Here is a 24,392-nt window from a genome sequence, read left to right as displayed (position 1 = left end):
CACATCAAAACATTACACCTCATAACTTTTTTACTCTAAGAGCACGGTCAAACCTCTCACAAAAGCGCAAACTAGCCTCAAATTTGCATATTTTTACATAAAACATTATCATCTCGTCGCATTTTTTAATTTGAACTCAAAATAAATGGAGGGCGGTTTTTGTGTTTTTCTTGAAAAAGGACAGCACTTTTAAAAAGCGTACATGTTGTATTTATGGATAATGCACTAAAAAAATATAGTATCGACACCACCGACTATCAGGTTGGCCAAGACAACGTTCAAAAGTGGGGATTCGATATCCACAATCCAGTATTCGGAATTAGTGCTGGTCTTGTTCTTCTTTGTCTTGCTTCTCTTCTTATTGTTGACCCTGCGACTGCTCGTGATGCCCTAAACGGCCTAAAGAACGGCATCATTTCAGATTTCGACTCGTTCTTTATGTGGTCAGCAAACTTCTTCATCTTATTCGCCATCGCGATTCTTTTTTCTCCTCTCGGAAAAATCAGAATCGGCGGTAAAGACGCCATTGCAGAACACTCAACCATTTCTTGGTTATCTATGCTTTTTGCTGCCGGTATGGGTATTGGACTGTTGTTCTGGAGTGTTTCAGAACCGACCGCTTACTTTACCAATTGGTTCGGCACACCTCTCAAGGTAGAGCCTTATACCGAAGAAGCAAAATCACTCGCGATGGCCGCAACCATGTTCCACTGGGGCATCCACGGCTGGGCGATCTACGCCATTGTTGCACTATCATTGGCCTTCTTCGCCTTTAATAAAGGCTTACCACTTTCTTTACGCTCAGCGTTTTATCCAATCTTTGGGGACCGCGCTTGGGGCTGGTTGGGTCACGTTATCGATATTCTAGCGGTACTCTCCACTCTATTTGGTCTAGCGACGTCTCTCGGTTTAGGCGCACAGCAAGCAACCAGCGGCATTAACCATGTATTTGGTTTAGAAGGTGGCATTGGTACGCAAATGATTGTTATCGCATTCGTTACTTTTATCGCAGTACTTTCTGTGATCCGAGGTATCGATGGAGGTGTCAAACTACTGAGTAACATCAACATGGCGGTGGCTTTTGCACTGCTGGCGTTCGTGATGTTCATTAGCTTCGATATCGCGACAACATCCATTTGGGATACCACCGTCGCTTACGCACAGAACATCTTTGCACTCAGCAACCCTGTTGGTCGTGAAGACACTGAATGGATGCACGGTTGGACTGTTTTCTATTGGGCGTGGTGGGTATCTTGGTCACCATTCGTGGGTATGTTTATCGCACGTGTATCGAAAGGGCGTACCGTTCGAGAGTTTATCTTCGCGGTTATCGTGATTCCAACCACAGTAACCTTAATTTGGATGGCCGTATTCGGTGGTATCGCACTTGATCAGGTCGTCAATAAAGTCGGTGAATTAGGCGCGAATGGCTTAACAGACATCTCACTGACGCTGTTCCATGTGTACGACGCAATGCCATTTAGCTCAGTCATTTCAATCCTGTCTATCGTTCTAATTTTGGTGTTCTTTATTACCTCATCAGACTCTGGCTCGCTGGTTATCGATAGCATCACCGCTGGCGGTAAAATTGATGCACCAGTACCGCAACGTATTTTCTGGGCATGTATTGAAGGCTCTATCGCTGCCGTCATGCTTTGGATTGGTGGTAAAGAGGCACTGCAAGCGCTGCAGTCTGGCGTTGTCGCAACGGGTTTACCGTTCACCTTAGTGCTATTGGTCATGTGTGTGAGCTTGATTAAAGGCCTAAGGTCAGAATTACCGGCGTATCAAAACGCAGCGCAGAAACCTTCTGTTGCTTAATTCACTCTTGAGAATGCGCATATAAATTGCGCCTCAAGCCGAAAACAAGAGACGAGCGTCACTACGGCGCTCGTTTTTTATGCGGATTTTTAGTTTATTGATGATGAGCATTGAACTCTAGAGACAGAAAAAAGCCCCAAACGCAAAGGTGTTGGGGCAAATAACGCAATGAGTTATTGGTCAAGGGATACTAACTCACCACTGGAACGGGCTTAGCCCTATGACATCCTTTGCTACGCAGCTTTGCTTCAAGGCGATCACTTATTACTTTGCGTACGCCTCTCGACGAAACAAAAAAAGGAATACCGAAGCATTCCTTTTTTACTTATTTAGAAGGGTCGATTATTCAGGCTTTTTCGCCAACGCCACATCAATGTCTGCTGCGCTGTGACGCTCTGCCACTTGCTCCCACTCTTCACCCCATGCGCGGTTAACAATGCGACCACGTTTAACACCTTCACGCTCATCAATCGCTTTTGCCCAACGCACGACGTTTTTGTAGCTTGCTACATCTAGGAATTCAGCCGCATCGTAAGCACGACCCAATACTAGGTTGCCGTACCAAGGCCAGGTTGCGATATCTGCGATGCTGTACTCATCGCCACCAAGGAATTCATTGTTCGCAAGACGCTTATCCAGTACATCTAGCTGACGTTTTGTTTCCATCGTGAAACGGTTAATTGGGTACTCGAACTTCTCTGGTGCGTACGCGTAAAAGTGACCAAAACCACCGCCTAGGTATGGCGCAGAACCTTGCAGCCAGAACAACCAGTTCATTACCTCAGCGCGCTTTGCACTTTCTTGTGGTAGGAAGTGACCAAACTTCTCCGCGAGGTAGAACAAGATGTTACCAGATTCGAATACGTTCACTGGCTCATCACCGGAATGATCCGCTAGTGCAGGGATCTTCGAGTTTGGGTTCACCGACACAAAGCCAGAGCCAAACTGATCACCATCACCAATCTTGATCAAATACGCGTCGTATTCTGCTTCCGTTACACCTGCTGCTAACAGTTCTTCAAACATGATCGTGACTTTCTGACCATTTGGCGTACCCATTGAGTAAAGCTGGAATGGGTGCTCGCCAACTGGAAGCGCTTGCTCATGTCGTGCACCAGAATCTGGACGGTTGATACTTGCCCATTGGCCGCCGTTTTCGTTGTCGTTTGTCCAAACTTTTGGTGGAGTATATTCGTTAGTCATTGTTATCCCTTATTGTGTTTGAATGCATCTTCAAACTGACGTCCTAATCGCGCCAGCAAGCATAATCAAATGTCCCCATCGCCAAATGCGATAAAGCCTACTCAAGATATTAGGTCGAATTCGCCAAATAAAAGTCCTTCAATCTCTTTTAGTTAGAACCTTTGGTTATGGGAATTTCTTTCAGGGTATATACCCAAGTGACCCCAAGAAGCTGGATTCAGAGCGTTGTCATTGTTCCGAGAGCAAGGAAAACAATGCAGCGTAATAGCTAGCTCTTTCCAAATTGTTTGACACAGCAATCGGCTCAATGACACGCTCCCGAAGGGCACTCTTTGCAAATAGTAAGGGCCTTGGCTTGTATACTTTGTTGCCGATTCTTGATTTAGACCCACTAGACCTTTAAATCGCCGCCTCGTCTACAAACCAAGTCATTCTCGCTGAACCAAGCATCTCGGGGTTACTTGGGTATAAGTAAAAACAACGCGTTAATGTGAGCTAGGTTCGAGATACCAACAACGAGGAACAGATCAGCTTCAGCGGTCCATCCATCATCTCATTCTTAATCAAGCTTGCATCGTGACAACAACTGATCGAGAACGCGAACCCATGTAGGTAATCCGCCAGCAAGTCCAAACTGTCTTTCTCCACTTGCGAGGATAACCCCAAAGGCTGAACAATGATTCGATAACGCTCGGAAAACACTTGAGCTGGGCCATGGGATGTCATGCTCAACATGGTTTGCAACAACCCGTTGTACTCACGTAGCAGTGCAATGTAGCTAACAGACAGGCTTTTGAGTTCACCTTGCCAATCTTCATTCATTTGAGGTTGATAAATTTCCTCCACCAGCGATGTGGTTAAGGCTTCAAGCAACGCATTCTTGTTTTTGAAGTAGTGATAGATCGCCATAGGATCTACATTTAATTGCGTCGCTAACGAGCGAATACTTGGTACCTTTCCATCCTTTTTCATCAATAGCTTGGCCGATTCTAAGATGCCTTCTGCGCTTAGCTGTGACTGCTTGGCGGCCGGTCTTCCGCGTTTCTTTTCGTTGACAGACATTTGATCTTCCCGATAAACTCAGCATTATTCTACATTGTAGAATTAATTTTAACCTAATCTTTAGCTTGGCTCAAGCACCACCATTTTAATGAGGTACTCATGGCAAATATCGTATTTATTGCAACCAGTCTGGACGGTTACATCGCAGATAAACAGGGCAAACTCGACTGGCTACATTCAGTACCAAACCCAGACAACATTGATACTGGCTTCTTCTCACTGATGGAACGCATTGATGGCTTGGTGATGGGACGCAATACCTTAGATGTCGTGCTGAGCTTTGATTGCGATTGGCCATACAGCAAACCAGTGTTCGTACTCAGTAACACCATGACGAAAGTACCACAAGGCTACGAAGACAAAGTCTTTTTAGTAAAAGGTGAGCTAAAAGATGTGCTTGCTGACTTAAATGCAAAAGGCTTTAACGAGCTTTACATCGACGGCGGTGTGACGGTTCAGAACTTCCTAAAAGAAGATCTTATTGATGAAATGGTGATCACGCGCTTCCCTATCCTACTTGGCGGCGGCGCACCTTTGTTTGGTGATTTGGAACAACCACTCAACTTCAAAGTGACTAAAAGCGAGGTTATTTTGGATACGTTAGTGAAAACGACTTACGTGCGCCAAAAGTAGTTCGGGATTGAGGGGATTATGCTCTTGTCGATAACGTTAAGGGCATTTTTTGTCTTCAAGATCTATGTTCGATAGAACTCATTTTTGGACAACTCTGAGTTACGACGTGCTAATTGTGAACATAATTGAATCCCCTTAAACATTGCGATTAAAATGCCGAAAATGCAGCTTGTGATAAGTAAATATTATTAAAAATATAATTTTTGATAATTTCAAGAAATGTTAAATCCCTCCTATACTTCTCCACATCGAAACGAAATACGAATAAATTAATCAACACAGTTTTTGGAGATAATTATGAAAATGAATCACGTTGGTATCATGGTTGGCGATATGGACAAAGCGGTAGAGTTCTACACTAATGCGCTTGGCCTTCGCGTTGTAATGAACAACACTAAAGTAATCGAAGAACGTGAATCAGCAATCGGTCGTATGTGTATTGCAGTATTTGGTGAGGGCTTCAAAGGCTTCAACATTGCTCACCTAGTAACCACTGACGGTATCGGTGTAGAGCTGTTCGAAATGGTTGAGCGTGAAGAACGTCATAACGTTGACTTTTCCCGCCTTGGAATCTTCCACTTCTGTCTGCAACTACCAAAAGAGCAGTTTGAATCAGCAATAAAACGTGTAGAAGAGTTCGGCGGCAAAGTGCGCATGGATATTCATCGTTACCACCCAGAAGATGAGTTAAAGCAAGCACAAATGGTTTATCTAGAAGACCCGTTTGGTAACTTATTTGAGTTCTACTCTCACTCTTACGAAGATACTTACGCTACTGATTACGAGTAATACTTTCACTCTTTAAGTTGAAAGTTCTATACCCACTAGATCTTTGGTCTCGTGGGTATTTTTATTGCCTAAATTATTTTGGGACACCTCTGGGCTGAAAACGCCACAAACTTAAAACCACACAAGGTTGCCCATAGAAAGACGATGCTCTTCAAACAGACGAGCTTTGGGGGTAGCAACCATGACATGTATGGGGTACACATCAAATAATGTAAGTGGGCGTCAAGTTGCTTAAACAGTGGGGAGCGATGAAACATACTCGTAGTGCGCAGGCTTGTGGGGTGAGGTAATAACCATTGTGTGATGGGTCTTTTCCGTCCATACTCCTTGATAATCAGTTGCTTGCCTAGTCAGCTTTTGGCGAGAAACCAAGTCAGTTCGAACGTTTAAGCGTGAAACAATGCTATATTGAAAGCGTCACATCACCACTTCTCCACAAAAGGAATAGTACCATGCCGACCTATCAGGTCACTTACTTCAACGCGAAACACGCCGTGATGGATAGCGAAGCTATCTTCATGAAAAGTCTAACGAACGCTAAGCGCTCAGCAGAGCATCATGCGCCAGAAGGCGCAATGCGAATTGAGATCAAAGATTTAATGGATCAGATGCTAAGTCGAATGACACTTGATGACGGCTGGGTAGATAGCAGTGAAGACTGACGTTGGCTAGCAATCAAGGTTCGTTTGGAACGTCGTGAATAAATACACAGGTTTGATTCGTTTTTCGTATTAGCCTTTGACACAGTTTAACTTGTTTGTCTGACAAGGCTTGCTCACGATTAAGTTGATCTCGTAAACCTGTAAGCATGTCTCGGTCCAAGTTGCTCAGCTTTTCGGAATGTAAGAGGAGTGTCGTATTGATAAGCTCAGAGAGGTTTCTTGAGCTCATAGTCCCCACTCCTTATCCCATTCTTTTTGTTCTTCAATCTCTTCTATGCGTTTGCGAACACCCATTGTTTTCAACTCTTCTGGTATCCGTTTAATCCCTTTCCCTTTCGGATTAATACTAAATTGCTTCTGCTTTTGTGTCGGTTTAGGTAACTTGCTCATATATCATCCTATTTTTGGTGGTTTACTGAATTTCGCACCGCGTTCATATTGGCTATGAAAACAACAATGATACTACACAAGTCAGAACATAAATGGGCAACAGTAATTCAATGACTTTTCTAAATGAGATCAACACGGATTGAACCAACGATTGCAGAAAACTAAAACTCAGGCTTTTAAAAATGTAGCGATTCTAAGAAAAATAATTTTAGGTAATTTTATTCAGGTTAGAATAAAGCCATTTCAATTCATTATTTTTTATTGATGTATCGTTCAGCGTTTGCAAAAAGTTTATCGCATGCTTTTTTCTGTGCTAAATATTCTGATGAACCTTCAGTCATAGACTCTAGAATTTCTTTCGCTTCTTGATATTCTTTTACCATCGCAGCGAATCTTTCTTCGAAGTTGTGTTTCTGTGTTTTCTTGCTTGATTTTCTTACTGGTTTTCTCATATTACTTCTTACCTTATCGATCCCAACGTTTATTTTTATTCGTATTTCGAATCTTTGGAATCTTTGGAATCTTTGGAATCTTTATTAAACGTAAAGTAAAAAAGTCTCCTCTACAGAAGAGACCTTTTTAAAATATCTTACACTAACGTAACGTTACCCGCTTGAGGACCTTTGTTACCTTGCTCAACAATAAAAGAAACCTTTTGGCCTTCAGATAATGTTTTGAAGCCTTCACTAACAATTGATTTGAAGTGAACAAATAGGTCAGAACCGCCGTTATCAGGAGTGATAAATCCAAAACCTTTAGATTCGTTAAACCATTTTACTGAGCCAGTTGTTTTATTTGACATAATATATCTCGATACATTGATTGAGTTAAAAAGAAAGCTACTAAATAAGGAATAAAGAATAAGGTATCGCAGGATAAATATGACGAATTTAATCGAAAAAACTGAGAAGATCTTGAACTAAATATATTATCAATAACTCACCGTTTGAGATGGCGACACTATACACCATGTAAAAATAATAGATATGCATTTCTTCATTAAATTTTATTTACCTTAAAATCAATCACTTAATAAAATAAAATTTAATCTCTTAATCTAAAATTGGGAGTATCATTCGCATAGTTGTTACAAAACTAATGCTCGATATCAGGACATTGCTTGTTTCTCACTCTTGATGGAGAAACATTATACCCGCTACCCAATAATGTCGCTTCACAAAAAACGCCCTTCACACAGGAAAGGGCGTTTGTTATTTGAGGTATTAATTCATCGGCTAAAGCACTAAACCACCGTCAATCTTGAGCACTTGGCCAGTGATGTAAGCGCTCTTATCGGAGGTTAAGAAGGCAACACCATTGGCGATGTCTTGCACTGAGCCCATTCGTCCTAATGGGGTTTTACCCTCCATCATTTGAATGACTTTTTCTGGTAGGTTCTTGGTCATGTCGGTGGCGATAAAGCCTGGCGCGACACAATTGACGCGTATTTGCGCGCCCTTTCTCGATAGCTCTTTCGCCCAGCCTTTGCTCATCGAGATCACGCCGCCTTTACTTGCGCCATAGTTACTCTGACCTATATTGCCATCCGTCCCTACGATAGAAGAAATGCTGACAATACTACCTGCGCCTTGCTCTAGCATCACAGGAGCAACACGCTGGGTGAGTAAGAACACCGCTTTTAGGTTCACGTCGATAACGCTGTCCCAATCTTGCTCTAACATGTCTGGCAACAGTGCATCGCGAGTGATGCCCGCATTGTTAACTAGGGCATCGATTCTTCCGTATTGCTCTACAATACTTCCTACCACTTCGCTGACGGCTGCGGCATCACACAAGTTGACTTGATAACTGCTTAGCTGTGCCGACTGGCTCCAATCTACAGGCGATATGTCCAGCCCGACGACGTGGAACCCATCTTCCAGTAATTGCTCACAAATGGCCTGCCCAATACCACGAGCCGCACCAGTGACTACTGCTACTTTTTCCGGTTTCATCTTGGTCTTCCTTAAATGTTGAGATTACAAATTCGCTTTCTTCCCTAGCGTTTTTTGTTTTTATGCCTAGCCGCGTTACAGCTGCGCTTCTCATACGCAGGGTCTTTTATATTTACTTCAAACTATAGGAACAGTCTGGAAGGGGTATGTGAACTAATCAAGACAACTTGATGATGGTTTGCCAAATAACACGTTTCCGTCACCGTTCTACCCATCAAGCATGCTCAACAAATGCGCCTTCTGTTTAATAAGCACTCTTTCATTTAAAGCTCACCCATTTAATTCTCAGATTATGCAGCAAAGTCACAGTAAAGCTGTGGTTATTACATTCTTGATATCAAAAATCTCGATTACGATTTAAAGATACAGCGTGCTTTTAAATATGGACGTAACAAAGGACGCCTTACCTGACAAAGATAAAAAACCTGCGGGAGATAAAATGAATCAGGCTTATATAGATGCAGCAAGAACGCTGCAACAGTGCACTTTTGGGCCATCCCAAAGTGACATCAATCACCTAGTTCAATCAGGAAGTATTGAAAACTGGGTCGCTCAGCAAACCCTAATTACACCGTCTTCTTGGCTAACCCATTTTGAACAAGATGAAACCAATGTCCCCGATTTAGGTCAAGGGCTGTACTACGCGAGCAGTTGGACAAGAATGACGCTAGATGGGCAAGACATTTTGCGTCAGCGCATTGCTTATACTCTATCGCAACTGTTTGTGGTGAGCGTAAAAGATCCGGCTTTTAGCGCAGCTTCTAAACGTCGCTACATGTGCCAATACTTTGATGGGTTGCTCGACAACGCTTTTGCTAACTTCCGAGATGTGATTCGTTTTGTGTCGACATCGCCAATCATGGGTGAATATCTGACCTTCGTAAACAACGTTTCTAATGAGCTCACTGCCCCAGATGAAAACTACGCACGCGAGCTGTTGCAGTTGTTCACGCTTGGCCCTGTTAAGCTGCGCAACAACGGTGAAGTACGTTTGGATGCCGAAGGTAACGAAGTGCCATCTTATACGCAAGAGGACATCGAAGAACTGGCACGTGTCTTTACCGGTTGGAAGTTCATCGACATTCGTGGCAACGAAAAATACAGCCAACCAATGTTGCCGCGCGGCGAGCATGATATGGGAGAAAAACGCATATTAGGCAAGAAGTTTGCCGCAGGCCTGTCCGCAGAAGAAGAACTAGAAGCGGTGATTGAGCTCTTGATGAACCAAAACACGCTCTATACATTTGTCACGAAATTCTTCATCAATAAGCTTGTGACCAGTAATCCAAGATCCGGTTATATTCGCCGTGCGCGCCGTGCATTCAAGCGCTCTGACGGTGATCTGAAAACGCTCATCATTGCGATTTTGACCGACAAAGACGCGCTTCGCTCTGGTAGCTCAGTGGGTAAATTACGCGACCCACTTTCCGTGTTTACGCATGCAATGCGTGCGCTGAAAGTCAAACGACGTGACGGCGTCCTGATGTGGCCAAAACAATTCAACTGGTACGAGCGACTACTGCCTCTGTCTGCCCCTTCGGTCTTCTATTACTACCAACCGGACGATGCCCCTAACCACCCGAGTTTCACTGGTTTAGTGGCGCCAGAGTTCAATGTGTATCAATGGCACGACATCTACCAATACGGGATTCAATTCCGAGAGTTGGTTGCACGTTTTGAAGAAGAGGCCAAAGATTGGTACATGGATGAAGAATTGTTCACCCGTTACCTCGCGTTCGATGATGAGGGCGTAGTGGATTACCTCAACGAACATTTGTTTGCTTTCCAAATGAGTGAGCAAGCGCGCTTATGTTATCTCGATTACCTCGCTCAGTGCCCAAGCCGCCAATCTAAGTGGCGCAAAGAGATTAAGAATCTCGTTATGAACGCACTGCTATCACCAGAATTCATCACACAGGGGTAATGATTATGAACTTAACTCGTCGTCGTTTTTTACAAGCGGGTACCGCTGGAGTGGGTATTTCTGCGCTTAACTTAGCGGCTTTTCCGGCCTTCGCGAATTCTTTCAATCAATGCCAAAATGGCTACCGTGCTATCGTGGGTATCGACTTAGCAGGGGGGAATGATGGCTACAACATGTTGATCCCAACGGCGGCTACTGCCAATGCTCAATATCGAGCTTTGCGTGGCAACTTGGCATTGGATGACTCTGCTTGTATCCACTTAGATGCCGTCAATGATGCCGCGAAATTGGCGCTCAACCCTGCGATGGTGGCACTAAAACCTTACTGGGACAACGCAAATCTAGTGCCAGTGGTCAATCTTGGTCCATTAACACAACGTGTGAACAACATCATTTATGATGAAACCACACGCCCTGCGCATCTGTTTAGCCATTCACATCAATCAACGATGGTTCAATCGCATGCGACACAATCGTTGTCCAAAGAGGGCTTTGGTGCTAAGACCTCGACCGAGCTAGGCTCAATGCTGCGAAACTTGAACGAACTGTCGCCGATGTTTGATATTGGTGGCACACAAGTGTGGACGAACTGCATTGAAGCACAATCCAACTCGGTGGGCTCTCAACCGCCAAGCGACATTTTTAATGATGACCGCTCACGCACTCTGTTCGATCGACTACAAAGCACGGGCAGTTACAACAACGTCTTTCAATCTCACTATGCCAGTGTCGCGGTGGATTCCACCAACATGTACGAGCAATTTAGCGCAATTTTGAATGCAGAGATTACCGACGTGTTCCCAGATACCCGAATTGGCAAACAGCTGAAAGCGGTGTTCAAACTGATTCTGCATAAAGACCAATTCCAACACCCTGCGCAATACTTTAGTTGCAAGTTAGGCGGATTTGACACGCACTCGGCACAGCTCAATCGCCAAACGGGGTTATTGCAAGATCTGGCAGAAGCCATGGCTGCGTTCCAACTCGCCCTACAAAACCACGGACTCTTTGACCAAGTGACCACGTTTACCCACTCAGAATTTGGTCGAACTTTGATTCCAAATGGCACTGATGGTACTGATCATGGCTGGGCTAGCCACGCATTGGTGATGGGTGGTGGTGTCGCAGGGCAAACAGTTGTGGGTGAATACCCAGACTTATCTGAGCAAAGCCCTTACTTGTTATCACGCGGTCGTGTAATTCCGACCATCTCGAGTGATCAGTTACATGCGAGCTTAATGGCTTGGTTGGGGCTTACAGAAGAGGGAATTAATCGACTTTTCCCTGCGCTAGATAACACTTTGACAGATTCAATCCAACCTCAGACTCTCCCTCTGTTCAAATCTTGCTAATATAGAAAGAGATAAGTAACTAAGTAATCAGTTAATAACTAGCAAGGTTACTAATAAGAAAAAGCAGTGCTAAACAAAAGGCTCCGTTCACGCGGAGCCTTTTTATCATTAAGCCAAAGTACTAGGTCAACGTTCGAGCAGGTTCCTCAGCCTGTTTTCATGCTGTTTCTTCATGAACGGATTGCGCTTTTTGCAGCCAAGGCTGAAGCAAAAGATTGAACAACATGCCTGCAATGAACAAGGTGATCACGATACTCGCCCCACTTGGTAAGTCATAATACGCTGACGCCGCGACGCCCGACAATATCCCCACGATGCCAATGCTGATGCTCGCAACGAAGAATCTTGTACCTTTCAGTGCTGCCGCACACAAGGCAGGAATCACCAACAAGGCAAATTCTAAATAGATGCCCGTTAACTTGACCGTAATCGGCATTAATATCGCGAAGATGAGATAGAAGCCACTGCCCTGCATGAATTCTGGCTTGAGCCACACCAATAACAACATCGCTGCGGTGATTAATGCCAAAGGCCAAACATCATCCCATGTTGACCACAACAACTGCCCGTTGAGAATCCCTTGGATAAAATCGGCACCGTGCGGGTCTTTGCTCACCAGTAATATCGCTAGAGAGGCGGATACCACAAACAAGCTGCCAATCATCGGTTCTAGATGTTGCTGATATCGTTTTTCCATTAAGGCGATCAGACCGCAAAGTAATAATGACATCACCCAAGGGCCAACCATCTCACCAAAGAAAGAACCAGAGAAGAGATCGTATTGGTTCAACCAATAGTGACTCAGTGCAGCCCCCAAGGCAGCAACTTGTGCCACCGCCAAATCAATGAAGATAATCTGACGCTTTAGCACTTGCTGTCCGAGTACCACGTTACCTATCAGAGCGATCAAGCCACACAGCACCGCGGGTAATAGCCATGCATAATCTGCCATGGCTTAGATCTTCACCGGAACAGGTTGCACTAACACATCCAACAAATCATCGATAACTTGGTCGTACATTTCATCTAAGCTTTCGCCATCAGAAACCGTTAAAGGCAGCTGAATCAGCGGCTTATTGGTTTGTTTCTGTAGCCAGTTTGCTGGACGCTGGTCTTGATGCGACGAGTAAACGATCGCATCAAAAGAGTTCGTGTCCAGTTTAGTCAAAGACTGCAGATGTGATGTGGTTGGTGAGATGCCCGGTTTAGGCTCTAAGTCAGCAATTTGCTCCATGCCAAGCCAATCGTACAAGTAGCGATAGGTTGCGTGATACCCCACAACTTGCTTGCCTTTCAATGGTGCAGCTTTCTCATTCCACTCATTGAGCTTTTTACGCCAATGGGCACGGAACTTCATGCCGTTAAATTGATAGGTTTGCGCGTTGTCTGGGTCAAGCACTTGTAACCGTTTCGTCACCGCATGTGACAAGGGAATAATGTCATTAGCCGCAAACTGCACATGTGGGTTTCCGTGCGCATGAATGTCCCCCATGCTGCGGTCGACATGATCATGAGTGTCTAACATACGCACGAAATCGGTCGCGTAGATCATACTTTGTGAACCGTTTTGTACCGCACCATTGCTACTGCGAACTTGCAGCATAGGTAACCACCCTACTTCTAACTCCGCGCCAGAACACATGGCCATGTCGGCTTGGCGCATCTTTGCAATCAAAGAAGGGCGAGCTTGTACGTAATGAGGATCTTGCTTGGCGGTGGTCGCAGAATAGATGGTCGCGTCTGGGGCGTGACTTTCGAGAAGAGCTTTCCATTCTGGCTCACAAACAAAGATGTTAAGAGCCAAAGCAGGTGAAGAGATGATGGCAGCCCCCGCCGCCATTATCGCTAAACTGCATTTATTTAATGTCAGCTTAGAACGCATGTGCACCGTGCGCTCCAAATGTCATCACGTATTGCAGAGTGAATACGTTGTCTGTCTCGCTGTCTTGGTTATCAATGCGAGTGTATTGCGCACGGATAGTTCCGAAGTGAGAAGAATCCCATGCGATCATCGCATCCATTTCTTTATCGTTCAGTGCTGTGAAGTGCATGTGGTCGCCGTGCGCATGGCCATCGTAGCTTTCTGCTTCACCGTAACGAAGTCCCGCTGACCAGCTTGGGTTAAAGCGGTAAACACCCGATACGTAGTATGCGCTTAGGTTGTCTGGTGATTCAGCATCGTTCTTGTATTTGCTGTCTACCACTCCGTCTAGCAACATGTATTCCGCAGATAGCGTGAAGTTGCTGTACTTGTAGTTACCATCTGGCGCCCACTTCCATACAAAGTCTGCACCGTATAAGTTTTCACCCGTTACCGCAGCTGCGTGGTTGTGGTCATGATCGTGCTTGTCTGCATGGCCGTGATCATGATCTTCGAACTCTGTTACCTTACCGTTTTCGTTACGTAGGTAGCTCAGGCCAAACTGCCAGCTTGAAGACTCTGAGAAATCGCTGCCAAGCTTAAGTGTTGTGGTGTAAACGCCAACTTCAGAACCATCTTCAACAGAAGACATCTTGCTGCCGCTTAATGCTTCTACACCTAACTTCACATATAGGTCAGTTGGAAGAACGATGTTTGCACGCACACCGTCATCGTAGTAATGCGAGCCAAGGAAAGTACGGTAAGCAATTGGACGCTCAACAAAGCTGTCTGTGTGCATGTGTTGGTTGTTCAGGTAACCAAAGTCAGATAGGAAGCGACCTGCACGTACATTTAAGCCGTATGGTAGTGCTAGTGTCTCAATAAACGCCTCTTCAAGCATCAGCTCGGTTTCATCACCGTGGCTTTCTAGAACCGCCGTTAGTGCACCGTGGAATTTATCATCAATGTTTGCAGACATGTTCAGCTCAGTATGACCCAGGCCAAAACCTTCTTCACGCTCTGAGTTATGACGCTGGCCATCTTGATAGTAACCGTCTAGTACCACGCCAATCTGAGGGTTCGAAAGCGTATCGGCGAAAACTGGGGAAACAAACAAACTACCAACCGCTAAAGAGACCAATTTTTTATTCACAACGTTTTTCCTTATTTTGTTATGTTATAACACCATCAAATATTTCGCGGATGTTATAACATAACAAAAATTAAAAAAAGCGAAGCATGTAACAATTTGTAAAATCATTTTGTGTGAACATTATCAATAATAATCATAAGGTTAATGATTATTGACCATCACACGTCCAGTTTGCTCATCGCATCTCCCCGCCTTACCTCATGTTTGTTCAGCGAGCTAAAACGATAAAAATCAGAGCCGCCAAACAGACAAGACACGCGTAGTTTGAAACTGTGTATACCCAAGTAACCTCAAAGTGCTAGGTTCAGCGAGAATGACTTGGTTTGAAGGCGAGGCAACAATTTGAAGATCTAGTGGCTCTAAATAAAAAATTGTTAACGAAGCATACAAGCCAAGGCAACTCGCCCTTTGGGAGCGTGTCACTGACGCAATTTCATCGTCAAACAACTTGGAAAGAGCTTGCTATTACGCTGCGTTGTTTTCCTTGAACTTAAATCAGTGACAACGCTCTGAATCCTGCATCTTGAAGTCACTTGGGTATATACTTATTCCAAACATGACTGACACCGGTAACAAGCAATGTTAAACATGGATTTTTCACAACGGTTGGTGATTAACACCGCACAACAAGATTGGATTGCCAGCCCAGCATTAGGCGTTTGGCGAAAGCCACTAGAACGAGAAGCCAAAGAATCTGGGCACACCACTAGCGTGGTACGTTATGAGCCAAATTCACAGTTTTCGACCCACCCTCACCCATATGGAGAAGAGATACTGGTGCTCGAAGGGGTGTTTTCTGACGAGCATGGTGATTACCCCACCGGGACTTACTTACGCAATCCGCCAGGAAGCCAACACGCGCCCTTTAGCAAAGAAGGCTGCATAATTTTGGTTAAGCTCAACCAGTTCGCTCCCGATGATCTGAAAACGGTGCGCATCGACACCAACGAAGCCCCGTGGTTGCAAGGCATCGGTGGACTGCAGGTGATGCCCTTGCACGATTTCGAACACGAGCATGTGGCGTTAGTGAAATGGCCCAAAAATGAGAAGTTTCAACCTCATCGCCATTTTGGAGGGGAAGAGATCTTTGTTCTGTCTGGTGAGTTTAATGATGAATTAGGTCACTACCCCCAGCATACGTGGTTACGCAACCCACACATGAGCGAGCATTTTCCTTTTGTTGATCAAGAGACGATCATCTGGGTAAAGACAGGGCACTTACCTGTCGAGTAGCGTGTAGAACCAGTATAAAAACGGCATAAAAAACGGCTCGAAATTCGAGCCGCCATCCATGGAGTCACAGTCTTAATTATGCGCTCATAATTTTTGTGTAAAGCCAGTCTTTTAGCTCCGCACGATTATGTTTAAGTGTGTTCATTTCATGGTCGTCGAGTGGGTTTCCTCGCAATTCTAGTTCGCGGATTTCTTTATCGAGAGAGTTGTAGCTTTTAGCGTTTTCAGCAAACGAGGCGTCACTTGCTGTCAGCTGATTGATGGTATCCAAATGTTCTGGGAATTCATGAGTTAATGAGTGATTTTCGCCTAACATAAAGACCTCTTGGGCTGAGTGTATTTTAGTTAATCAAGCTGCTCAAATCTTGAGCAATGCTTAAAATAACCATAGCATTTCGTGGGCGGTTAATTCGTCGTATCGCCCACAAAAAGATAACAAATTGATTTTCAATTTTGCGTATAAAGTGTTTCCCTCTTTACCTCGATAGTTTAATCACTCTGTTCACTCTATGATTGTTGCATAACGACTTCATGAGGAATCTCAATTATGCAAAAAATCATCCTGATTACTGGCGCTACAGACGGCATTGGTTTAGAAACAGCAAAGATGTTAGTGGCAGATGGTCACCACGTGATTGTTCATGGCCGCAACGAGGCTAAACTACAAAACGTAGAGCAAAGCTTGATTGAGATGAACGCTGGCAAAGTGGAAAGCATCGTTGCTGATCTGTCTTCAGTCAAAGCCGTTAAACAGATGGTTGCAGAAGTGGCAGAGCGCTTTGGCAAACTGGATGTGATCATCAATAACGCAGGCGTATTCGCGACACCTAACTCAAGAACTCAAGAAGGTCTTGATGTGCGCTTTGCCGTTAACACCATTGCGCCATACATGCTGACAAAAGAGTTGCTCCCACTACTTGGTAACACAGGTCGTATCGTAAACCTATCTTCTGCGGCACAAGCACCAGTGAGCATCGAAGCCTTGATGGGCAAAAAACCACTGTCAGACGGTGAAGCTTACGCTCAAAGCAAACTGGCACTGACCATGTGGTCACGCGTTATGGGATTGCAGTTGAAAAATGTCGGCCCGATGGTGGTTTCCGTCAATCCAAAATCATTCCTTGGCAGCAAAATGGTGAAAGACGCTTACGGTATCGCGGGTAATGACATTAGTTTGGGCGCAGACATTCTAATTCGTGCTGCACTATCGGATGAATTTGCTCAAGCGCATGGTTCGTACTTCGACAACGACATTGAAGCTTTTGCCGCTCCTCATCGTGATGCGTTGAATGACTCCAAATCACAACAAGTGGTAGACGCGATTGAAGCAGTGATTGCCAAACTCGCTTAATTCAACACGGTTGATTCCTATTAAACACCTAGCTTCGGCTGGGTGTTCTTATTTTTACGTACTGATTTCTGTGTACTGGTCTCTATGTTTCTGTTTCTCACGTTTCCGCCTCGTGCTTCTAAAACTGCCATCATTGTTCATTTTCAATAAAATCTAAAAACTCATTTGATATAAAGGCCAATTATCAACAAAGCCTTCTCTTGTTAACCTTCAGCCATCGGGACAAACGCCAGACTCAAACGCGTTCGTTCCCATTATCTTTCGCGAGTGATGACATCGAATCATCCCGCTTTTAACTGGAGATCCAACTATGAACTATGAGGGCAAAGTTTACCGACCATGGCCGGAATACCGCAGCATCTTAATCCAAACCACATTGGGTTGTAGCATAAACACCTGCACGTTTTGCAGCATGTTTGATGACAAACGCTTTAAGATACGCCCTGTTGAAGACGTGTTTAAAGACATTGAAGAAGCACGTCTTATCTACCCGCATGTAGAATCGATCTTTTTGATTGATGGTAACGTTATGGCGGCACGTACGGATTACTTGCTTAAGATCTTCGACAAACTGCGTTCAACGTTTCCTGAGTGCAAAAAGATTTCTCTTTACAGTGGATTGAACGATTTCCGCCGTAAAACCATTGCTGAATTGAAAGAGCTAAAAGATGCGGGGTTAGATATGGCCTATTCTGGCCTTGAATCTGGCGACCGCGTTGTTCTAGAACGCATTAAAAAACGTATGTCACCAGAGCAAGCGATCGAAGGCATGGCAATGGCAAAAGAAGCAGGCATTCAAGTTCTGCTGTCTTTCATCTTTGGCCTTGGTGGTCGTGAACGTTCAAAAGAACACATTATTGCGACAACAGACATCTTGAACCAAATTAATCCTGAGCAAATTGCTCCGATGGCACTTGCGATTCAACCGGGTACGGTAATGGAACAAGAAGTGAAGAATGGTGAGTTCATTATGCCAACGCAACTTCAAGTGCTTGAGGAAGAGAAATACCTACTCGAGAACTTGAACATTGATACCTTCTACTGGGGCGACCATGGTAACAACATCGTTCCACAGAAAGGTTGGTTGTTGGATTCACGCGAGGATTTTCTGAGAAACATCAATCACGCGATTGCATCTAACCCAATGGCAAAAGACAACGTCATCCAGACCTTCTCTTGGTAGTCATTCTCTTTCTCGCTAGGTAAATACAATAAAAAACGCTTTCCGATTGGAAAGCGTTTTTGTTTATTTCTGATGGGTAGCCAGTTCGGTTTCCCAGTAAGGTGGCTGCCCGTAATGCTCGGCAAAGTAATCAATAAAGGCACGAACCTTAGGTGCGATCAAACGTGAGCTAGGGTAAACAGCCCAAATGCTGGCGTTCATCACCAATGGGTAGTCTTCCAAGATTTCAACCAACTCACCGGCTTGAAGCTGTTTGTAGACACTCCAAATCGAGTTGATCGACACACCAAGTCCATCGATACAAGCATCACGCATCGCATCGCCGTTATCGGTTCTAAAGCTGCCCGAAGCGCGCATCGCATAATGACCATCTGGGGTTTCAAACACCCAATTGTCTAGCCCCATTAGCGTCACGCATTCGTGCTCAGCAAGTTCTTGTGGTGTTTTCGGCGTACCGTGCTTTTCTAAATACTCTGGTGAAGCAACAATGATACGGCGATCCGGTGCTAGTTTACGTGCCACCAGCGTTGAGTCTTTCAACTCTGCAAGACGAATCGCGACATCGAACCCGCCTTCAACCATATCAATGATGGAATCGGAGAAACGAAAATCCACCGTAAGCTCGGGGTAAGTCGCCATAAAGCCTTTGAGTGCAGGCACAAGATGCAAACGCCCAAACGACGCTGGCGCTGTAACTCTAAGCGTGCCGGTTGGTGCGCTATGACCTACTCCGACCGCACCTCGTGCCGCTTCTACCGTTGCAAGCACTTCTTCTGCGTGTGGCAAAAATGCCTGACCTTCTTCCGTTAATGAGACCTTACGTGTGGTTCGGTGCACAAGGCGAACGCCTAGCCCTTCTTCCAACTTATTGATGTGGGCGCTGGCAACGGCTGGCGATAATCCAAGCTCTTGCCCTGCCATGCTGATGTTGTGCGTTGATGCCAAACGAACGAAAAGCTTGAGATGTTCTATATTCATTTCATTTTCAACTTATTCTATAAAGTCCGACGTCAATGCCGGGCATTTTCATCTGACACAATAGTAAAGCATTGAACGTGAAGCAAAGCTTTTTAAAAGAAATTGTTAGAAGAAACTGATAGGCAAGTAGAAATCTAATTCAAACGCTTCTTCATGATTTAAAAAGTGGTTTTGATGATAATGCACATACGCAGGAGTCGAGCGTTGCTTAAAGCCCGAGTTTGGCAACCATTTCTCTAACACCATGCTGATTTGAGGCAGCAACTCACCATACACACCAGTCAACCTGAACACCGCATGTAAGCCCCCCGGAATCGTCATCTGGTTCACCACTCCGCGATACTTAAGCGGTTTATCAATGGCCATGCACGCCACATAGCGACATTTGTCCAACTCAACCCAAGCCGGGTTGGAATGATGCAAACCATATTGCGTAGAGAAGTCTCGGTTCTCTGAGTTGGCCCACGCTTTTAACACCAGCCAAGCATTGCGAATCGAACGGTTATAACCCTCGTGACGAACATAAGCCGCAAACCGCTGTGGCACTTCGACAACTTTAGGATCTGGTAAAGCACGCTTGGCGACGCGATGATAACCCGCAGCGACTTCGGGATCTTTTAAATAAGGCTTCTCTGCGATCTGTAAATCGTGTTTTCGCCATACTCCTGGCGACAAGGCAAACGTAGCTTTAAAGGCCCGACTAAACGAAGACACGGAACTGAATCCGCACTTATTGGCAATCTCTAACACGGAGGATTTGGTATCAAACATCAGTTGATTGGCTGCGTATTCCATTCGTGTTCGTCGAATGTATTGATGAATCGATTCGCCAACCACCTCTTTAAAAATTCGATGGAAGTGCTGCTCAGAATACGCCGCTACGTCAGCCAGCTCTTTAGCGGATAATTCTCTGCTAATGTCTTGGTGAATGTAGAACAGTACGTCATTGATTCTGGAAACCTGTTGCTGACTCATAATTTAGCGTTTGATTGAAATAGCATAAATGGACATGTTTAACAGCATAAATGGACACACTTAAGTTAGCAAATCCCATGTACTATCTTCTGAATAAAACCAAAATTAAAAAATACGAGAAACACAACACATGGAAATCGCACAGTCACTACAACAAGTAAAGTCATCGTACATTCGAGAGATCCTCGCTGCCGCTAGCGATAAAAACGTCATCTCGCTTGCTGGCGGTTTGCCAGACGAGAAGACCTTTCCAATCGACTTAATGAAGCCGACTCTTGAAAACTTGGCCAACATGCCAGAGGTGTTCCAATACGGCTCAACCGCAGGTTATGGACCGCTACTTAGCTTCCTAAACGGTTACTTCCAGCTTCCTGAAACACACACAGCGATGATCACCACTGGCTCTCAGCAAGGTTTGGATTTGATTGCACGCGCTTATGTGAACCCGGGTGACAAAGTCGTAATGGAAGCCCCAAGCTACCTTGGTGCGATGCAGGTGTTTGGCTTGGTTCAAGCAAACATCGTGACTGTTTCTCAAACAGAGTTCGGTCCAAACCTTGAAGAGCTAGAACAGTGCTTCGCTGAGCAAAAGCCTAAGATGTTCTATGCGGTGCCAGATTTCCATAACCCAACGGGCGTATGCTGGGCACTAGAAACGCGTCAAAAGGTTGCAGAGCTTTGTATTCAATACAACGTGGCTTTCATCGAAGATGCACCGTACCGCGAGCTGCGTTTCTCTGGTGAAGCTTTGCCTTTGGTTTCTGATTTCTGTCCACAGAACTCTATCGTACTGCGTTCATTCTCTAAGATTGCATCGCCAGGCCTTCGTATTGGTGTGGTTACGGGTAAAACTAGCTACCTAGAACCGCTGATTAAAATCAAACAAGGTGCCGATCTGCACTCAAGCGTACCGATGCAAGCCCTACTGCACGGCTTGCTTCAACATAACAACTTTGCCACCCACATCACCACCATCTGTGAATTGTACAAGTCTCGCTACGATGTGATGTATGCAGAGCTAGAAAAACAGCTTCCAGCAAGCTGCGTCCTTAAGCCTGTTGATGGTGGTATGTTCGTATGGGTAGAGATCCCAGAATGCGATACGTTTGAACTGGCCAAATCATTGTTGGCTAACGGCGTTGCCGTTGTACCAAGTCCTGTATTCTACCCAGAGGGCTCAGCAGTAAAAGCAGCGCTGCGCTTAAACTTTACAAACGCTACACCAGAAGAATTGACAGTTGCCGTGACCCGTTTGGCGGACGTATTAAACGCACTGTAGTCAAAATTACGCCTTGATTTCCAAACACCTGCCTTTGAGATGCGAATTAAGTCTCAAAGGCAGCGTTTCAAAAAGTTCCAAAAAAAATTTATTTTTTTCTCTCAAAATCAACTCTCTACGTTAAGTGTCTGTTTTCTCTTGATCCTCGCAACATCGCAAAAAATAGATCTCGATCACGGATTTGAAGCTTGGAAAAGTTACGTCTATCTTTCAGAAAAAAGACATCGACCTTGTAGCATCATCGACGAATTCAAACACTTTTGATCGTGACGGCTTATCGCGATTTAGAGTTGGGCAGAAAAAGCCAACTAAACAGTCTTGTGAAGATGAACGTGGCGAGGACGCAACTACAACCATTCTGAATGTCGCTATCCCAACTAAGTTGGGCAACAAACGTTAGCTGAGCGCATCATATTCCAGAGGGGTTATCAGGATGAACAATCGACCATCGAAAGGACTCGTCATCACTGGCTTGTCCGCCATGCTATCACTCGTTGCTGCAACATCTGCAAATGCAAGCAACTCACCGAACTGTAGCGACGTTCTCGCCGGTAATAAGACCGCTGCATCGCAAAAAATGACGGTGTTGCTTGGGGAAGATATTACTCAAGCTAACCTTGTAACTACCGTCGTTCCAGAGAAAAACAATCCATTCGTGACCGAAGCATTAGTCTCTGTGGCTAACGACGTATCACCAAACGGCCCATTACCAAAGCAGTCGCTGGCAGAAATCAAACAAGTGCGTGCCAACATAGAGAAGGCCGGCGTTGAAGTAAGCAAGTTACAAGGTACATATGAAGTCGCATTCGTGAGCTTAATTGATGGTCACTGTCAGTTCTCGACCAATAACATGACCACTCACGCGAAGATCGACTTCGATCACTTAGAGGGCTTGTCTACTTACTCTATCCCTGCCCTACTGGCGATGGTAGATAAGTCTTACGCGTTGGCAGAAACACGTATTGCAGAGGAAGAAGCGCGTATCGCTGAAGTTGAACGAGAGAAACAAAGACAGAAAGAGCTGGCAACCGCTGCGGCAGCCGCTCGTTACCAAGACGCGAATGTCTTAGTCAAAGTCGAAAAATTTGACGGCTCGAATGTCACTTTCTCTGTGACAAACTTAGCAACAGAAGGCGATTTACAGCCAAGCTTTAACACCTTCAGAGCGTACCAAACCGATAAAGGCGAGTTGATTTACAAATCCGAATCACTGTTGAGTTTGGTGGATGGTGAAGGTAATGGCCTAGCAACCATTGGTATTGCTGAACTTGGTCCAGAGGGAAACAGCGACCTGAAGATTTCTCCTGGAGAAACTCGGAAGTTCATTACCAGTGTGGAATCTGAAGTGGCGCCTCAAACTCAGCTAAGCTTGGAATTTCCTGCCAAAGTGCTCAATACCGATGACGCATTCAGTGTATCGTTTACCGACTCCGTTGCTATGGCGACCGCAAGCTTGAACTAAAATTCAAGAACGGCCTGTCCTGTCGTTCCTTACAGCCCCTTTAAAATTGGGGGGGCATAAAGCAAAAAAGCAGACTGTCGACAGTCTGCTTTTTATTCGTTTGTTCCAAGCTTAGTTTTGGCATTGATACGCGTTAGCGAACATAGTGACCGAGCTTGAGAAACCCAGTGGTTGATACAAGTAAAGCGTGTCTGCACCCAATTCCACTGCTTTTATGCGCATTTGGTTTAATGTGCCCCAAACCATGTCTTTGTCTGCATGGAGCCAGTAATCGTAGAAGTGACCTTCTGAGCCCATTACTGTACCAAGGTGTTGGCAGTTTTCGATTGCATTTACATCATCCCAAATCACTTTTACTTGCTCTGATTCTTGTGTTGGGAACGTCACACAACCAGTTAATAACGTTGCTAATGCTGCACCAGTCATTAACTTTTTCATAATTTCATCGCCTTAGAATTAAATAGACTGCGGATTCTATTTATCGTTTAAGCAATGAACAACAAAAATTTTTTATGCTTTACACAAGCATTGATTTTCTTGATGCCTTTAATGCGCGAGCATCACGAATATTCAGCGTCATCAAGGTAAGATTGATGAAGCCAGCAAGCAACTCAATCCCCTGAATAATGTAGAACATGGTATCAAACTGACCCATTCCCGCTAAGTACTTTAAGTAAATTGCAGCAGGAACCAAAATCAGCAGCCCATTCAAGGCAACAAAAGGCATGCGTTTTTTCTTCGCAGCTAAAGGCCCTTTTTTCACATTCGGTGCCATCTTCGCACCAGTAATTCCAGTGATGGCCATTAATGGTACGACTGCCCAAATCGCATAAGAAATATAGGTTTTTACTGCCAAAATGGCTTGGTGGTTACCAAACAACTCCACCAGTACGGTGCTAGTGAAAAAGCTCATGATCAATAGATAGGCACTGATAGAAGCAAGTCGATGAACTAAAGCGAGTTTCTTTTTCATAGCAGTATTCTCTTTTCAAAATGATTCGTTATTGGGTATGATTTAAAGATTACACAACAACCATTGCAATCACAACAGTTGCATTTGTAAAATAAATTTTTATCCTAAAAGTAAACCCATGATTATGATTTAACCTCATGTTTTAAATGGTAA

The 24,392-nt window shown here is 44.7% G+C and carries 26 protein-coding genes; 12 read left to right on the top strand and 14 right to left on the bottom strand.

Annotation, left to right across the window (positions count from 1 at the left end; genetic code table 11):
• Nucleotides 1–213 precede the first annotated feature (213 nt).
• Nucleotides 214–1,821, top strand: a complete 1,608-nt coding sequence (locus tag C1S74_RS20075) for a BCCT family transporter (protein WP_045397264.1) — start codon at nucleotides 214–216, stop codon at nucleotides 1,819–1,821.
• 342 nt (nucleotides 1,822–2,163) lie between these two features.
• Here C1S74_RS20075 and yghU read toward each other — a convergent pair whose 3' ends face one another.
• Nucleotides 2,164–3,024, bottom strand: coding sequence for a glutathione-dependent disulfide-bond oxidoreductase (yghU, locus tag C1S74_RS20070; protein WP_045397261.1), 861 nt, complete (start codon nucleotides 3,022–3,024; stop codon nucleotides 2,164–2,166).
• 495 nt (nucleotides 3,025–3,519) lie between these two features.
• Nucleotides 3,520–4,086 (bottom strand): TetR/AcrR family transcriptional regulator, encoded by a 567-nt coding sequence (locus C1S74_RS20065; RefSeq protein ID WP_045397259.1) that lies wholly within the window; start codon nucleotides 4,084–4,086, stop codon nucleotides 3,520–3,522.
• Nucleotides 4,087–4,185: 99 nt separating this feature from the next.
• Here C1S74_RS20065 and C1S74_RS20060 point away from each other — a divergent pair, with 99 nt between their 5' ends.
• The 3 genes from C1S74_RS20060 (at nucleotide 4,186) to C1S74_RS20050 (ending at nucleotide 6,170) form a co-directional block, all read left to right on the top strand.
• Nucleotides 4,186–4,719: a dihydrofolate reductase family protein gene (locus C1S74_RS20060; RefSeq protein ID WP_045397257.1), complete on the top strand. Its 534-nt coding sequence runs from the start codon at nucleotides 4,186–4,188 to the stop codon at nucleotides 4,717–4,719.
• 297 nt (nucleotides 4,720–5,016) lie between these two features.
• Nucleotides 5,017–5,508, top strand: coding sequence for a VOC family protein (locus C1S74_RS20055; protein ID WP_045397255.1), 492 nt, complete (start codon nucleotides 5,017–5,019; stop codon nucleotides 5,506–5,508).
• A 452-nt stretch (nucleotides 5,509–5,960) separates the two neighbouring features.
• Nucleotides 5,961–6,170: a hypothetical protein gene (locus C1S74_RS20050; protein WP_038882392.1), complete on the top strand. Its 210-nt coding sequence runs from the start codon at nucleotides 5,961–5,963 to the stop codon at nucleotides 6,168–6,170.
• 225 nt (nucleotides 6,171–6,395) lie between these two features.
• On the opposite strand, the gene C1S74_RS26545 is transcribed toward C1S74_RS20050, so the two are convergent.
• The 4 genes from C1S74_RS26545 to C1S74_RS20030 form a co-directional block, all read right to left on the bottom strand.
• Entirely contained in the window at nucleotides 6,396–6,560 is a 165-nt protein-coding gene (locus C1S74_RS26545) for a hypothetical protein (protein WP_167391152.1), read from the bottom strand.
• A gap of 251 nt (nucleotides 6,561–6,811) precedes the next feature.
• Entirely contained in the window at nucleotides 6,812–7,012 is a 201-nt protein-coding gene (locus tag C1S74_RS20040) for a hypothetical protein (protein WP_045397250.1), read from the bottom strand.
• A 137-nt stretch (nucleotides 7,013–7,149) separates the two neighbouring features.
• Nucleotides 7,150–7,362 carry a transcription antiterminator/RNA stability regulator CspE gene (gene cspE / locus C1S74_RS20035; protein WP_045397248.1) on the bottom strand — a complete coding sequence of 71 codons (213 nt, stop codon included), beginning with the start codon at nucleotides 7,360–7,362 and terminating at the stop codon, nucleotides 7,150–7,152.
• Nucleotides 7,363–7,795: 433 nt separating this feature from the next.
• On the bottom strand, nucleotides 7,796–8,515 hold the full coding sequence (locus C1S74_RS20030; protein ID WP_045397246.1) for a beta-ketoacyl-ACP reductase: 720 nt from the start codon (nucleotides 8,513–8,515) through the stop codon (nucleotides 7,796–7,798).
• Nucleotides 8,516–8,954: 439 nt separating this feature from the next.
• On the opposite strand from C1S74_RS20030, the gene C1S74_RS20025 reads away from it, so the two are divergent.
• Both C1S74_RS20025 and C1S74_RS20020 read left to right on the top strand, forming a co-directional pair.
• Nucleotides 8,955–10,439, top strand: coding sequence for a DUF1800 family protein (locus tag C1S74_RS20025; protein ID WP_045397654.1), 1,485 nt, complete (start codon nucleotides 8,955–8,957; stop codon nucleotides 10,437–10,439).
• Between the two features lie 5 nt (nucleotides 10,440–10,444).
• A complete protein-coding gene (locus C1S74_RS20020; protein ID WP_045397653.1) occupies nucleotides 10,445–11,791 on the top strand; it encodes a DUF1501 domain-containing protein in 1,347 nt (448 codons plus the stop codon).
• A gap of 157 nt (nucleotides 11,792–11,948) precedes the next feature.
• Here C1S74_RS20020 and C1S74_RS20015 read toward each other — a convergent pair whose 3' ends face one another.
• From C1S74_RS20015 to C1S74_RS20005, 3 genes are read right to left on the bottom strand one after another with little or no spacing between them, the layout of a single operon-like run.
• On the bottom strand, nucleotides 11,949–12,743 hold the full coding sequence (locus C1S74_RS20015) for a metal ABC transporter permease (protein ID WP_045397243.1): 795 nt from the start codon (nucleotides 12,741–12,743) through the stop codon (nucleotides 11,949–11,951).
• A gap of 3 nt (nucleotides 12,744–12,746) precedes the next feature.
• Nucleotides 12,747–13,673, bottom strand: a complete 927-nt coding sequence (locus tag C1S74_RS20010; RefSeq protein WP_045397240.1) for a metal ABC transporter solute-binding protein, Zn/Mn family — start codon at nucleotides 13,671–13,673, stop codon at nucleotides 12,747–12,749.
• Nucleotides 13,663–14,805, bottom strand: a complete 1,143-nt coding sequence (locus tag C1S74_RS20005) for a membrane protein (RefSeq protein WP_045397238.1) — start codon at nucleotides 14,803–14,805, stop codon at nucleotides 13,663–13,665. The genes C1S74_RS20010 and C1S74_RS20005 overlap by 11 nt, the downstream gene beginning before the upstream one ends.
• A 579-nt stretch (nucleotides 14,806–15,384) precedes the next feature.
• Here C1S74_RS20005 and C1S74_RS20000 point away from each other — a divergent pair.
• A complete protein-coding gene (locus C1S74_RS20000) occupies nucleotides 15,385–16,038 on the top strand; it encodes a cupin domain-containing protein (RefSeq protein WP_045397236.1) in 654 nt (217 codons plus the stop codon).
• Between the two features lie 76 nt (nucleotides 16,039–16,114).
• Here C1S74_RS20000 and C1S74_RS19995 read toward each other — a convergent pair whose 3' ends face one another.
• A complete protein-coding gene (locus C1S74_RS19995) occupies nucleotides 16,115–16,354 on the bottom strand; it encodes an HP1242/YdcH family protein (protein ID WP_038865100.1) in 240 nt (79 codons plus the stop codon).
• Nucleotides 16,355–16,585: 231 nt separating this feature from the next.
• Between C1S74_RS19995 and C1S74_RS19990 the strand changes: the two genes are divergently transcribed.
• Together C1S74_RS19990 and C1S74_RS19985 are read left to right on the top strand one after the other, a co-directional pair.
• Nucleotides 16,586–17,389: an SDR family NAD(P)-dependent oxidoreductase gene (locus C1S74_RS19990; protein WP_045397234.1), complete on the top strand. Its 804-nt coding sequence runs from the start codon at nucleotides 16,586–16,588 to the stop codon at nucleotides 17,387–17,389.
• Between the two features lie 310 nt (nucleotides 17,390–17,699).
• Nucleotides 17,700–18,572 (top strand): B12-binding domain-containing radical SAM protein, encoded by an 873-nt coding sequence (locus C1S74_RS19985; RefSeq protein WP_045397232.1) that lies wholly within the window; start codon nucleotides 17,700–17,702, stop codon nucleotides 18,570–18,572.
• A gap of 63 nt (nucleotides 18,573–18,635) precedes the next feature.
• Here C1S74_RS19985 and C1S74_RS19980 read toward each other — a convergent pair whose 3' ends face one another.
• Together C1S74_RS19980 and C1S74_RS19975 are read right to left on the bottom strand one after the other, a co-directional pair.
• Nucleotides 18,636–19,550 (bottom strand): LysR family transcriptional regulator, encoded by a 915-nt coding sequence (locus C1S74_RS19980; protein WP_045397229.1) that lies wholly within the window; start codon nucleotides 19,548–19,550, stop codon nucleotides 18,636–18,638.
• A 105-nt stretch (nucleotides 19,551–19,655) separates the two neighbouring features.
• Entirely contained in the window at nucleotides 19,656–20,525 is an 870-nt protein-coding gene (locus C1S74_RS19975; RefSeq protein ID WP_042602151.1) for an AraC family transcriptional regulator, read from the bottom strand.
• Nucleotides 20,526–20,655: 130 nt separating this feature from the next.
• Here C1S74_RS19975 and C1S74_RS19970 point away from each other — a divergent pair, with 130 nt between their 5' ends.
• The 3 genes from C1S74_RS19970 (at nucleotide 20,656) to C1S74_RS19965 (ending at nucleotide 23,266) form a co-directional block, all read left to right on the top strand.
• On the top strand, nucleotides 20,656–21,804 hold the full coding sequence (locus C1S74_RS19970) for an aminotransferase-like domain-containing protein (RefSeq protein WP_045397226.1): 1,149 nt from the start codon (nucleotides 20,656–20,658) through the stop codon (nucleotides 21,802–21,804).
• Between the two features lie 181 nt (nucleotides 21,805–21,985).
• Nucleotides 21,986–22,204: a hypothetical protein gene (locus C1S74_RS26450; RefSeq protein WP_039974807.1), complete on the top strand. Its 219-nt coding sequence runs from the start codon at nucleotides 21,986–21,988 to the stop codon at nucleotides 22,202–22,204.
• A 33-nt stretch (nucleotides 22,205–22,237) separates the two neighbouring features.
• A complete protein-coding gene (locus C1S74_RS19965; protein WP_045397223.1) occupies nucleotides 22,238–23,266 on the top strand; it encodes a hypothetical protein in 1,029 nt (342 codons plus the stop codon).
• A 111-nt stretch (nucleotides 23,267–23,377) separates the two neighbouring features.
• Here the strand turns inward: C1S74_RS19965 and C1S74_RS19960 are convergent, their stop codons facing one another.
• Both C1S74_RS19960 and C1S74_RS19955 read right to left on the bottom strand, forming a co-directional pair.
• On the bottom strand, nucleotides 23,378–23,704 hold the full coding sequence (locus C1S74_RS19960; RefSeq protein WP_038865090.1) for a DUF4156 domain-containing protein: 327 nt from the start codon (nucleotides 23,702–23,704) through the stop codon (nucleotides 23,378–23,380).
• A 79-nt stretch (nucleotides 23,705–23,783) separates the two neighbouring features.
• Nucleotides 23,784–24,239, bottom strand: a complete 456-nt coding sequence (locus C1S74_RS19955; protein ID WP_045397220.1) for a hypothetical protein — start codon at nucleotides 24,237–24,239, stop codon at nucleotides 23,784–23,786.
• Nucleotides 24,240–24,392: the final 153 nt, after the last annotated feature.

Source organism: Vibrio hyugaensis (genome assembly GCF_002906655.1).
Classification (GTDB): Bacteria; Pseudomonadota; Gammaproteobacteria; order Enterobacterales; family Vibrionaceae; genus Vibrio; species Vibrio hyugaensis.
The sequence above is the reverse complement of the archived record's forward strand: the minus strand, read 5'-3'. Positions and strand labels throughout refer to the sequence as shown.